The 12,682-nt window shown below is 47.5% G+C and carries 13 protein-coding genes; 4 read left to right on the forward strand and 9 right to left on the reverse strand.

All coding sequences use genetic code 11. The annotated features are described in order from the left end of the window. Positions 1 to 2 precede the first annotated feature (2 nt). From kamC to MWL85_RS08045, 7 genes are all read right to left on the reverse strand, one after another. Positions 3 to 1,385 (reverse strand): lysine 5,6-aminomutase reactivase ATPase KamC, encoded by a 1,383-nt coding sequence (gene kamC / locus MWL85_RS08015; protein WP_244400321.1) that lies wholly within the window; start codon positions 1,383 to 1,385, stop codon positions 3 to 5. Beyond that, complete coding sequence (gene kamB / locus MWL85_RS08020; RefSeq protein WP_244400322.1) at positions 1,372 to 2,400, reverse strand: lysine 5,6-aminomutase reactivase subunit KamB; 1,029 nt, start codon at positions 2,398 to 2,400, stop codon at positions 1,372 to 1,374. Before kamB ends, kamC begins: the two co-directional genes overlap by 14 nt. Positions 2,401 to 2,439: 39 nt before the next feature. Next, the gene (kamA, locus tag MWL85_RS08025; RefSeq protein WP_018027933.1) at positions 2,440 to 3,705 is read right to left on the reverse strand and encodes a lysine 2,3-aminomutase; all 1,266 of its coding nucleotides are present in this window, start codon (positions 3,703 to 3,705) and stop codon (positions 2,440 to 2,442) included. A 91-nt stretch (positions 3,706 to 3,796) separates the two neighbouring features. Beyond that, a complete protein-coding gene (kdd, locus tag MWL85_RS08030) occupies positions 3,797 to 4,843 on the reverse strand; it encodes an L-erythro-3,5-diaminohexanoate dehydrogenase (RefSeq protein WP_018027932.1) in 1,047 nt (348 codons plus the stop codon). A gap of 53 nt (positions 4,844 to 4,896) precedes the next feature. Further along, entirely contained in the window at positions 4,897 to 5,724 is an 828-nt protein-coding gene (gene kce, locus MWL85_RS08035; RefSeq protein WP_244400323.1) for a 3-keto-5-aminohexanoate cleavage enzyme, read from the reverse strand. A gap of 6 nt (positions 5,725 to 5,730) precedes the next feature. After that, complete coding sequence (gene kal, locus MWL85_RS08040) at positions 5,731 to 6,132, reverse strand: 3-aminobutyryl-CoA ammonia lyase (protein ID WP_018027930.1); 402 nt, start codon at positions 6,130 to 6,132, stop codon at positions 5,731 to 5,733. 18 nt (positions 6,133 to 6,150) lie between these two features. Then, positions 6,151 to 6,795, reverse strand: coding sequence for a CoA transferase subunit A (locus tag MWL85_RS08045; protein WP_244400324.1), 645 nt, complete (start codon positions 6,793 to 6,795; stop codon positions 6,151 to 6,153). 771 nt (positions 6,796 to 7,566) lie between these two features. Between MWL85_RS08045 and rpmH the strand changes: the two genes are divergently transcribed. The 4 genes from rpmH to MWL85_RS08065 all read left to right on the forward strand — a co-directional run bounded on the left by rpmH (position 7,567) and on the right by MWL85_RS08065 (position 10,795). Next, positions 7,567 to 7,707, forward strand: a complete 141-nt coding sequence (gene rpmH, locus MWL85_RS08050; RefSeq protein WP_021903222.1) for a 50S ribosomal protein L34 — start codon at positions 7,567 to 7,569, stop codon at positions 7,705 to 7,707. Between the two features lie 148 nt (positions 7,708 to 7,855). Then, positions 7,856 to 9,181, forward strand: a complete 1,326-nt coding sequence (locus MWL85_RS08055; protein ID WP_244400325.1) for a DUF2130 domain-containing protein — start codon at positions 7,856 to 7,858, stop codon at positions 9,179 to 9,181. A 241-nt stretch (positions 9,182 to 9,422) separates the two neighbouring features. After that, positions 9,423 to 9,857 carry a hypothetical protein gene (locus MWL85_RS08060; RefSeq protein ID WP_244400172.1) on the forward strand — a complete coding sequence of 145 codons (435 nt, stop codon included), beginning with the start codon at positions 9,423 to 9,425 and terminating at the stop codon, positions 9,855 to 9,857. A 5-nt stretch (positions 9,858 to 9,862) separates the two neighbouring features. Next, positions 9,863 to 10,795, forward strand: a complete 933-nt coding sequence (locus MWL85_RS08065; RefSeq protein WP_244400171.1) for an IS3 family transposase — start codon at positions 9,863 to 9,865, stop codon at positions 10,793 to 10,795. A gap of 321 nt (positions 10,796 to 11,116) precedes the next feature. On the opposite strand, the gene MWL85_RS08070 is transcribed toward MWL85_RS08065, so the two are convergent. Continuing rightward, complete coding sequence (locus MWL85_RS08070; protein ID WP_244400326.1) at positions 11,117 to 11,608, reverse strand: hypothetical protein; 492 nt, start codon at positions 11,606 to 11,608, stop codon at positions 11,117 to 11,119. 182 nt (positions 11,609 to 11,790) lie between these two features. Beyond that, positions 11,791 to 12,633 (reverse strand): class I SAM-dependent methyltransferase, encoded by an 843-nt coding sequence (locus MWL85_RS08075; RefSeq protein ID WP_244400327.1) that lies wholly within the window; start codon positions 12,631 to 12,633, stop codon positions 11,791 to 11,793. Positions 12,634 to 12,682 lie beyond the last annotated feature (49 nt).

A 12,682-nucleotide genomic window follows, 5' to 3' on the forward strand; every position in this document is an offset into this window, starting at 1 on the left:
ATTCATTCGATCGTCCTAAAACAGTTGTTGCTTAAGTCCAAAAACTCCTCATCCACCCCAAGTAGTCGAGCAATCCGAAAGGCCTCTCTCGGCACAGACTCCTGACTATCTGGCACCAAACTATAATCCATCAGCTCAGCGAGATGTGCCACCTCTACGCCGTGCATATCACGTCCCTCCACAAATCCCCGTACCCTCCATCGCCTTCCTTGCGAGGGCACTCCACTATAGTGAGTAGTGATCAGTGCCATAGCCCCATATTGCTCTAGTAGCTTCACAAGTCCAGAGACAAGGGCATACCCCTCTTCAGGATTGGTGGTACGAGCGGGTTCATCAATAATCGCAAGTACCTTTTGCCCACTCTTCACCGCCTGGATGATACCATTGAGCCGAATCATCTCTGCTCCAAATGAAGAGAGTCCCAACCGCATATCCTCGCCATCACCGGCTGAATAGAGAAGATGCTCTACCACCACCATGGTAGCAGACTTCGCCAAGACATACATGCCAAACTGCATCATCCCCTGCGCCAGTGCTACCGAGTGCAGAAGCACACTCTTACCACCCATATTGGCACCCGAGATCAAGGTCGGCTCCTCTTCAAACTCTATGGAAACTGGCTGAAAGCGTCCTCCACTCCTCCTTACCTGATCTGCCACCTCGGGATTCACCAACTCCTCCAAATGAGTGGTACCAGAGGAGATAGGCTTTGGCCGACACGCCCGATACCTCACTGCCCAATCAGCCTTTGCCAAAATAGCCGTATCATGTGCCAGAGCCTTTAATACCATCTCTAGCGAGTCGGCAAAAGGTGCCAACTGATCAGTTAACCTAGCCCGCACCTCCTCCTCACACTGCGAGAGTTGGGCATTGAGCTCCGCCAAAGGGGTCTCCTCCTTCGTCCGCTCAATAGCTTCTCTTATCTCCTTGAGCCGTGTATCAAAATAATTATCTAGATAAAAGCTAGGCAATCGTTCCTCGCGTGGGTCGAGCACCGATAGCACCCCCTTCAGCGAAGGTCGTTCGGTCAATTGGTAGTGATAATGGTCCTGCAACTGAGCAATCTTTTCATCAATCAGAGCTAGCTTCTTAATCTCAAAGAGATCCACATCGCTACAGATAGCACCTGTAGCTCTTAGCACCTCAATAGATCCAGAGATATTCACCACCTCCTCAAGCTGTAGCTGCAAGAGCGGAATCCCCTCAGAAGACTGTATGTAGCCGACGAACTTAGCCACTTCATCGAGTGCCTCTTCAATCTCCTCGCGACTCGTGAGCCAATAGCTATCCAATAGAGCCAAGCGACCTATGCTAGAGGAAAAGGTCATCTCCTCCAGCACATACCTCAGCCCCTTGATATGGTCTAGTGCCTCACGAAATCTCATCACTACATCTCATTATATCATACACTGGCACCTCAAGTGCCTCACTCATTCGCTCACACATCTCCTCCGAAGGCATCCTAAATCCTGTCGGAGCAACAGGGTTAAAGGTCACCGCCACCAGCTCTGCCCGCCGAAGGGTATAGAGCTTTTTGCCACTCGCCAGAAGGCTCCTCACCGCCTGACCCGAGACAAACAGCCTCGTAAAGTCGCGGACAATCAGCCCCCGACACCCCTTAGACTGCCGAATACGCTCCAAGAGATTGTCGTGCACCGCCCCAGAGACAAATATCAGTCCCTCCAGCAATTGCCACCGACCATCCTCCCAAAATTGGGGAAGGAGTGCCGACGCATAGCCAGGGTCGAGAACCTCATCACCTACCACCAAGCGTATCCCATGAGTTACCTCCTCAAGCCTACTCGCTAGTAGACGATCCGAAAGCTCCGGCAACTCTATCTGCTGCACCAGCTCCTTGGTGAGCTGTATCAGTCGCTCTGGCTGTGCCGAAAAGGCCGCACCCGTAGCAAGTATCAGCCCTTCAGCTACTGCTGGAGAAGCGAGTGACTTCCGAGAGAGTGCCCCATCGATAATCGATAAGTCGGCACCATCTCGCCGCATCACCTCCACCACCTTTCGTAGTCCTTGAGTGGTGGGTGGGCCAGCAATCAGCACCTTGCCCTCTCCTCTCGCACGAGCATATATCAGACGCCCAGTAGAAGTGGTATAAACCCGCTCCACTCCCAGCACCTCCGCCGAGAGCTGTTTCTGCCGATAGTAGTGCTCCGCCGTGACAAATAGAGTCCCCTTAGAGAGTGTAATCTCAGGCTTCTCCGTCTGCGTCACCTGGTCGCGTCGCTCCCCCTCCAGCCCTATAGAGGTGAGTCCTACCACCTTATCAGGCGCTTGAGAGGCTATTCGCTGCAGTACATAATTGAGTGTGGCAGTCTTGCCAGTATTCTTGGCCGTCCCTACGATCGAAAGGCTACTGAGTGCTAGTAGTTTTTTGATAAATGGCATACCAGGAATATTGACAAGAGACCGCCTCACCCACGTGAGTTACTTATCCTTATTCTGCTCTCTAATCCTCTTGGTACGCTCCTTACGTGCCAAGTGAGTAGGAGATAGCGATAGATGATTACCAGCAAGGAGTGAAGCTACTCCGTCGCAAGTATCATTACACTCCTCACAGTTGCAAGTACCCTCTTGATACCCCTCGGGCTCCGTATAAGTGGTAATCACTCCCTCATAATTGCGGAGCACCACACGGCGAGGCGACTGAGAGATAATGTAATTAGGCATCACTGGAATCTTACCACCGCCACCAGGAGCATCCACCACAAAGGTAGGTACACAGTAGCCCGAAGTATGTCCTCTCAAAGCCTCAATGATCTCAATACCCTTGGATACTGGAGTACGGAAGTGGCTAATACCTTGAGAAAGGTCGCACACATATATATAATAAGGACGTACTCTAATCTTTACCAACTCATGTACCAAGTGCTTCATAATGCTAGGGCAGTCATTGATACCACGCAAAAGCACCGATTGATTACCCAGAGGGATACCAGCATTGGCAAGACGCTCACAAGCTAGCTTCGACTCCTCGGTAATCTCATTAGGGTGATTGAAGTGGGTATTGAGCCATACAGGGTGATACTTAGAAAGCATCTGTACCAGCTCAGGAGTGATACGCTGTGGCAATACTACAGGAGCACGCGAACCAAAGCGGATAATCTCCACGTGTGGAATAGCCCTTAGCCTCTGTAGGATATACTCTAGCATCTTATCCCCTACCATCAGAGCGTCGCCACCCGAGAGAAGCACATCACGTACCTCTGTAGCCTGCTCAATATACTCAAGGGCTCTATCAATGCGCTCTCTAGGAGCAGAGGCATCCTTATGCCCAGCAAAACGACGGCGAGTGCAGTGACGGCAATACATTGCACACATATCAGTAATCAGGAATAGCACCCTATCAGGATATCTGTGGGTGAGCCCTGGTACTGGAGAGTCCTCGTCCTCGCTCAGAGGGTCGAGCTGATCCTCAGGACTTACCACCAGCTCCTTAGCAGTAGGCACTGCCTGTTTGCGAACTGGGTCATTAGGGTCGTCGGGATTGATTAGGCTTATATAATAAGGGGTAATAGCCATACGGAGCTGCTTTAGCGTACTGCGTACTCCCTCTAGCTCCTCCTCCGTTAGTGCTACATACTTCTGCAGATCCTCTACCGTTTCAATTCGGTTTTTGAGCTGCCAGTGCCAGTCATTCCACTCCTCATCGGTGACATTAGGGAAGTAGTAGTCTCTTCTACTTTTATTCATAAATAGTATTTTCGGGCGTTATTCTTTATTTGTGGGCAGAGAGATAGGTCAATAGCAGTCTGCCCTATCTCTCTCCACTATTCATTCATCCTTATGCGTAAAGCTCAGTAAATAGCTTTCTCAGTGGTTCGCACTCTCTAAACTCCTGCAGAGTGATCTCGGCATGACCAGCGGTATAGCCATTGCCCACCATCATGGTCACCTGACTTCCTACCCCTTCAGCACCAAGGGCTGCCTTGGTGAAGCTCGTTGCCATAGAGAAGAAGTAGACAATGCCATCCCCCTTGGTACAGAGGATACTCGTCATCTCGGTATCAGGGATATTGACATTGTTGATGGTGATATCACTCATCTTACCATTAGTCAGCTTCTCCACCTTCTCCATTACAGGGATAGGTTGTGTAGCATCGGCCGAGAAGACCTCGTCACAGAAGCCGAGACGCTTTAGTCTATCCACACTCTCTTGAGAGTAATCAATGCCGATCACCTTACCAGTGACACCAGCACGCTTCTTCGCCTCATAGCAGCAGAGCATACCACTCTTACCACCTGCTCCGATGATCGTAACCGTATCCCCTGGCTTCACTAGCTTAGCCACCTGAGCAGGTGCCCCAGCTACGTCAAGAGCCGAAAGCACCAGATTCTCTGGTAGATCATCTGGAATCTTGGCATAGATACCACTCTCAAAGAGAATCGCCTTACCATCGATATCCACCTGGTCAATCTCAGGGCGGATCTCCTTGATCTTATCTATCCTTAGTGGAGTGAGCGAAAGCGAAACAAGTGTTGCCACCTTGTCCCCTTCCTTCAGGTCAATCTTACCCTTGAGGGCATCACCGATCTTCTCCACCACTCCGAGTAGCATACCACCAGAGCCAGTGACAGGATTGCGATGCTTCCCTTGCTTCTCCACAATATCCATCATGATCTCGGCAATCTTATCCTTATCTCCTCCAGCTTGCTTGGAGATCTGGGTAAAGCTTGCAGAGTCTATATTAAGTGTCTTCACATCGATGAGGATCTCATTATCGAAGATCTCATCCATATTATTGTCCACCTTGTCGGCAGGCTGTGGCAATACCCCTTTAGGTGAAATCACCCTATGGGTGCCATATCTATTTCCTGGTTTCTGAGCCATATATATATATTAATGTCTATTCTATTATTCTTAATATGAGTGTGTCTAGAGAATCACTTACGAGGTGGGAGTGAAAGGATCTCACGTGCCTCATCAGAGGTAGCAATCTCACGACCCAGCTCCTTGGCAATCCGTACCACCTTTGCTACCAACTCGCCATTGGACTTCGCCAATACCCCCTTAGAGAGGTAGAGGTTATCCTCAAAGCCCACACGCACATGGCCGCCCATAGCGATCGCATGTGCCGCGAGTGTAAACTCATGGCGTCCAATCCCTGTAGCGGTCCAAGTAGACCCTTCAGGAAGAGCATTGACGAGCCACAAAAGGTTGGAAACAGAGGCCGATGAAGCACCTGGGACTCCTAGCACAAAGTTAAACTGCATGGGGTGCCCGGGAGCCTCACCACGGCGAGCCATCTGAAGGGCTGCCTCAAGGTGTCCCATATCAAAGCACTCATACTCTGGCTTGATATTATTCTCGAGCATCCGCTTACCAAAAGCCCTCATCATTGGTAGGGTATTCTCAAATACCTCATCACCGAAGTTCACGGTACCACAATCCAAAGTAGCCATCTCAGGCATCAGCTCGGTAGGTTGCAGGCGTTCCTCAGCCGACATACCCACAGCACCTCCCGTAGAGGGGATAATGATAACATCGGGCAATTCACGCAAGATAGCATCCATCACCTCCTTGTAGCGAGCCTTGCTCTGAGTAGGGGTACCATCATCCTCCCGTACATGCACGTGAAGCACAGCAGCACCAGCATCATAAGCACTCTTGGCTTCGCGCACCATCTCCTCAACGTTATAAGGGACCGCCGGATTGTGCTCCTTAGTCACTTCAGCACCACAGATTGCAGCAGTAATGATCAGTTTATCCATAATAGCTTACTTTCCTTTGCGTTGACAGTTCTTGGGCACTACACAAGTACCACTAGCTCTACAAACCACAATAGGCTCCTCCAGCACATCGGCTGCCGATGCACTGATATCTGTACGAGGGCTGATCACCTTACGTGCCTCAAAGACCATCTTGCGAGAGGAGTTACCTGCACTCACAATCTCCCCAACAGCCTCAATGTAGTCACCAGCATGGACAGGTGCCTTGAACTCTACATTGTCATAAGCCACAAATAGGCCCTCATCACCATCATTCATAATGAGCAACTCGGTAGCCACATCGCCAAAGAGCTGTAGCATACGTGCTCCATCCACTAAGTTACCACCATAGTGTGCATCACCGCTACTCATGCGGAGGCGGATCATTGACTTTAGATTATTATTCTCCATATATCTAAATGTTCTACTTTATTCAATAATATAATCAACCAAAATGCCTGAAGTATGAATAGCCTCAGGAGCGATCTCACCCGTAGGTACCTTATGCTCAATCTCAGCTACTACAGTATCAGCAGCCATTGCCATAAGGGGTTGGAAGTTTTGAGTAGTTCCCTTGTAAACTAGATTGCCCATCTCGTCACCGATACTCCCTTTGATAAAAGCAAATTCGGCTCTTAGTGGCTTCTCAAGGAGGTATTCAACACCATCTACTGTCACCTTTTCCTTACCATCGGCTACGATTGTACCAAGGCCAGTAGTGGTCAATACGCCACCAAGGGCACAACCTCCGGCCCTAATCTGCTCGGCAAGGGAGCCTTGTGGACAGAAGTGGATCGTCAGCTCGCCACTATTCATCTGCTCAGCAGTGTGAGGATTGGTGCCGATATGCGATACATAGAGCTCTTTAACCTGATGATTGGCGATAAGGCGTCCGCACCCTAGCTCGGGATAAGAGGTGTCATTGACAATCATTGTGAGATCCTTCACCCCACTCTCTACCAGTGCGTCAATGATCTTCTCGGGGGTACCATTACCAAGGAACCCGCCCACCATGATGCTCATACCATCGTGAAACTTCTCTTTAAGTTGAGATAAACTAATACCTTTACTCATAGCTTGATATATTTATTATAGGTGTATTATTTGTCCAAATTCCAAGTTGCAACCCAAGAGACAGACCAGCTCGTACTACCTCCTGAAACCTTCAATAAAAGGGGTGGTTTTTTCTGTGGTACACCCTTTACAAAAGTCCTTTTACAACCGTCCCTCAAAAATACAGAAAAAATTAGTAATTGCCTAAGAAATTGAGCGGATTCGCTCAAAAATTACATTTTGGAGGGGAGAAGAGCTTTTACCACTTGAATAAATATCAAAACCGATACCTTATTCTACAGCCAGTAGCAAGATAGGTAAAAACGGGCGAAAAGCAACAAACTAGAGGAGGCTCAAACAGTTTCTAAAATCAGTGCCCTATCAAAGCAAAAGTTTAGTTGCAACTAACCGATCGACGAGTTGCAACTAAGCAATTGGCGAGTTGCAACTAAGCGTTTGCTTAGTTGCAACTAAACTGACCCCCAAATAGAGCTCTGTGTATCAGGTAGTTACAAAAGCACTTTCTCCGTCATTTCAATTCACCCTCTTTCACCCAACTTCTTAGCCCAAAACCGATAGAAAAAGGACCTCGGCAGAGGTCCCAACAAAGCACCCGTCAGGGTGCTCTTATGCCCATATTGGCTGACATTCAATCAAATCTAATTCCTATTGTCGTAACTTTCTATCGCGTAATTCCTAATAGAGGTTGGAAAAACCATTTGCAGTTAGCAATAATTTTAGTATCTTTGCCGAACGTTTATTGACAGTAGAACTAAGTAAATACATAAAGCAATGAAGAGGACATATCAACCTTCGGTAAGGAAAAAGAAGAATAAGCACGGCTTCCGTGCTCGTATGGCTACCGCAAATGGTAGACGTGTACTAGCAGCTCGTCGTGCTAAGGGACGTGCTAGACTGACTGTTTCTGAGTAAAATCTAGGAAGCAGCAGGACTTCTTCGCATAGGGGAGCACTTATTATAAAATAGGTGTGTTGAGATGCTATATCTCGACACACCTATTTTTATGTGATGGTGATGAAATTTGGTATCTTTACCTAGGTATAAATGAATCAGGATAACTATGAAAGAGTTGAAGTGCCCTAAGTGTGGCAGTACATTTACCGTAGATGAGGCGGACTACGCCTCTATTGTGGAGCAGGTGCGGACTGCTGAATATCAGTTGGACCTACAGCAGAGGGTCGAAGAGCAGCGAAAGCAGTGGCAAGCGGAGCAAAAGGCGGCCCAATCGGAAAGCTCTCGCCATTACGAGCAGATGATTTCGCAAAAGGATCAGGAGCTCTCATCTCTCAAGGAGCAACTCAAGAGTAGTGAGGTGGCTCAAGAGAATGCGGTGAACAAAGCAGTGGCCAAGGAGCATGAGCAGATCGCGAAATTGGAGAAGGAATTAGCAGAAGCCAATGGTCTTCACCAAGTAGCTCTACTGAAGGTCGAGAATCTGAGTAAGAATCAGGTACAGGAAAAGGAGCGAGAAATCGCTGACCTCAAGAATCAGATGGCTCTTGCCAAAAGCGAAGCTATGAATAATGAGAATCGACTTCGTGAGGAGAATGCTACGGAGGTACGGCTACTCAAGGAGCAGGTGGAGCTCTATCGTGATATGAAGGCACGTCTCTCCACAAAGATGGTAGGAGAGACGCTGGAGCAGCACTGCTATACGGAGTATGGGCGGATAAGTATGCTTTTTCCCAATGCCACTTTTGAGAAAGATAATGATGCCTCCTCGGGCTCCAAAGGGGACTTTATATTCCGCGACTATACCGATGACGGGCAGGAGTATATCTCAATTATGTTTGAGATGAAAAACCAAAATGAGACCACAGCTACCAAGCACAAGAATGAGGACTTTCTGGAGAAACTAGATAAAGACCGCAAGACTAAGGGGTGCGAGTACGCCGTACTGGTCTCTATGCTGGAGCTTGATAGCGAGCTCTACAATACGGGCATCGTGAATATGTCGCCGAAGTATGAGCGTATGTACGTGATACGCCCACAGTTTTTTATCCCGATGATCACCATCCTTCAGCAGACCTCTCAAAAAAGCATTGAGTACAAGAAGGAATTGGAGCAAGCAAGGCAACAGTCGGTAGATATCACCAACTTTGAGGACAAGCTAAGCGACTTTAAGCAGAAGTTTGGATACAACTACCGGCTAGCCAGCGAGAAGTTTACTAAAGCGATTGATGAGATAGATAAGACCATACAGCACCTCACGAAAGTGCGTGAGGCGCTAGTCGGTTCGGAAAACAATCTGAGGCTCGCCAACGACAAGGCGGAGGGACTTACCATCCGCAAGCTAACCTACCAAAACCCGACGATGAAAGCAAAGTTTGAAGAGGAGCGACAACGAAAAGGAAATCTCGCCTCCCTAGAGGAAGACGACGAATAATAGGATTCAGGACCTCGGCAGAGGTCCGATTTGTTGTAGCCCCCGCGTCGGAGGGCGTAGCCCGAACGACCGGGGGTAAGCAAGAGCTCACATATATATTCGACCCCTTGTGGGTCGGACAATATAAGCTAGAACGTTAAAATCAATCCAAGAATAGGTTGTCCGACCCACAAGGGGTCGTAGATTTTGGTCGCCTTATTTTGTCTTGTCCTAGAAAAAGTTGACTCATAGATAGATTTTTATGAGTAAGTTTGTAAAAAGGAGTCAACTCCAGAAGATTTATTTTGACCGAGTTATTCACCTCTATTTTGAGGAAAACTTAGGTTATACCCAGATTTCACACCTTGTCCCTATTGGAAGGACTACGATCCTGGAGTGGGTTCATAGGTACCTAGATTCTGGGTTAGACGAAGTTATAGAGATGAAGGCGAAGAAAAAGAAGAAACAAGAAGAGCACCGCGGATATCGCAGGTATTATTATTCGGATGTGGCGTCAGGCGGGGCGTCAGGCGGGGCGCCTGAGAAAAGCTCAGTTGATTTAGAAAGAAGGGTTCAAGAGCTTGAAAAACAGCTTTTTAGGCAGACTGTTTTGACAGATGCATTGAATGAATTAATCAATGTGGCAGAAGAGAATTTCCGCATCCAAATAAGAAAAAAAGCTGGCACCAAACGGTAGATCGCTTGCACGCACAGGATCTGAAGAAATATACAATACAGCTCCTTTGCGACCTGTTTGGTGTAAGTAAGCAAGCCTATTACAAGCGAAAAAAGTCAAAACTTCATGCCAATATGGCACTTGAAGAGATGGCTGTTGAGTACGTTCTTGAGACCCGAGAGAAAGCCCCTGGCATGGGCGGTAAGAAGCTGTGGCATATGTATAAGCGAGAGTTTAAGGAGGGGACTCCACTAGGGAGAGACCGTTTTCTTGACACTCTAGACAAGCACGGCTTGAAGCTAAGGCAACGTAAAAGAAAGCCGAGAACCACCAACTCCAATCACGGTTTTAAGCTCTATGGTAACCTCGTAAAAGATATGATACCAGAAAGAGCTAATCAGGTATGGGTGAGCGACATAACGTATATCCCCATCCATTATGACGGAGTACATCATAAGTTTAGCTACCTATCCGTGATCTTAGACTCATACTCAAAAGAAATTGTCGGGTGGAGCCTAGGCGATAGCCTAGACACTAAGTACCCTATTGAAGCTCTAAATCAGGCACTTAAGAAACTTAAATCGAATGGTAAAGCTAACGATAAGCTCATTCATCACTCAGACAGAGGCTGCCAGTATGCCAGCCACCAGTATGTGGATATTCTTAAAAAGAATGACATAGATATAAGTATGACAGAAACCCCAGATCCCAAAGATAATGCACAAGCAGAGAGGATCAATAACACTATAAAGAATGAGCTCTTAAAAGGCAAACGTTTTAAAACCATCAAAGAGGCAAAGGCTGAATTAACCTCAGTCATAGAGTTTTACAACACAAAAAGGCCTCACATGAGTCTCGACTATATGACACCTGTTGAAGCCTCAAAGTGCAAAGGGAAAATCCCCAAGAGGTGGAAAAGCTATAGAGAGGAGTACCTTGAAAATCAAAAAATAGGATAGGTGCCCAAGTTTTGGTACCTTTAGTCCTGTGAGGGGTTTCCTTACGGGCTACGCCCTCCAGTCAACCCCTCACAGGACTAAAGGCTAGAAAGTCAACATAAAGCAGGATTAATAACAACGTAACATTAACCGAGTCAACCTTTTTCAGGAAACCACATTTACCCCCATTCATCGGCTCTGCGAGCCTCGAATGGGGGCTACAACAAATCGGACCTCCTGCAGAGGTCCTTACCCATAAACACTCCGATGAATACCGTTCGGAAAGCCGTAAAATAGAAGAGGGGCAGGTAACTACTAGTAGCTACCTGCCCCTCACTCTTCTTATTGAATTTTGTCAAATAGTGTCTCCGCAGACATCACTCTCTCTACTATACCATAGGAGGTATAGTACACCTTGCCAGATCCACGGCTCGCCAATAGTGAGGTTCCTCCTCGTAGCTTCTCACCTTGCAACCCAATAGGGGCTACATTTTCCTTGGCACCGTCCATCTTTGCGTAGAGGGTGGCTGTCGTCTCATCTCCATCCAGACAGATAGAGTAGATAGGTGTATCGGTAGCTCTCAAGCTGGCACTATTGCAGGCCCACGCATTGGCTACCCTCGAGGTAGCATCATCTACCGACCAGATGACTAGCACCGCCTTAGGCTCATTGGCCAAAGTCTCGGCTAGATCACAGCCATCCACCACCATACTTGGTATCTGTTCGCCAGGGTTCAGCCCCTTATCGGCACGTCCTGAAATCACTCTCCCTGATAAAAGCCCAAGGGCAACGAGAGCTACCAGCATACCAAGTAGCATAGTTTTTAGTCTCATAAAAGTCTATCTAAATTCCACTTAACCCACCAAAGACACCCTTCACAGGCATCACAGAGGATGGGCCTCCGAGTTTCGGAGCATGGTGGCACTTCACTAAGTACCATCAAAAATCTTGGCAAAGATAGCAAATATATTATATATCCACACCCATTTATACTTTTTTATCAAGTTGTTTGATCTTATAACGACCTAAAACCAAGAGTATATACCGTTGTATTCCAACGCATTGATGGTATCAAAGCAAGCAGACGAGCAATGAATATATGAGGTTTCATCATATCCAACACTGAGCGACGGCAAAGCACCTTCAGCTGGGGGTGCAAAGCTTCAACCTCGGCGATACTATCATAGCCGGACCTGAATACGGCCTGTGAGTGGCGAAGAGTATCGTGCTTATGTTGATGCTTCACAATGGTATTATTCAATAAATCACCCACCAAAGTCACTCTTTCACCAAAAGCGGCATAAAGTCGCTCCAGTAGCTCTCTGATCTCTGCATCGGTGAAATACATAAGTACCCCTTCAATGACCAAAACAATATGAGTGGTAGGTGCCGTCATGCCTTTTAATTGTTCGATAAAATCGGGTGAGGTAAGGTCGGAAGTGACACTCGTAACCCCATTGAGAGGTGGCACCACCTCTTTTCTTATATTCATTACCTCTTTAAGATCTAGATCCACCCTCGGGTAGTTTGAGATGGATGAGAGCGTCCGATGCCATCGAGTGTCAAGCCCACAACCAGCATTCACCAACAAGATAGACTCAGGTGAGTGCTCTAAGGCTATTCTCACAGCTTCGCTATCGCAATACCCTGCCCGAACAAGACAGCCATAGTAGCTCATCTTATTCCAGCCACCATATTTATCCCAGTTGAAGTCAATTTGATTAGCGACATCAATAGCTACTCTATCGCCAAGTATTGGGTGAGGGCTCTCAGCATCTTTCCACCTCATCAATAGTGGAATTAAAAGCGTCTCCTCCACCGCATCAAAGTTTATTTTCCTTTTATCTGCCATCATCATCTTATCTTTTCATAAATCCGATTAGCAAAGCTCCCCAAATAGTCGCATT

This window comes from Porphyromonas somerae (assembly GCF_022845615.1).
Classification (GTDB): Bacteria; Bacteroidota; Bacteroidia; order Bacteroidales; family Porphyromonadaceae; genus Porphyromonas_A; species Porphyromonas_A somerae.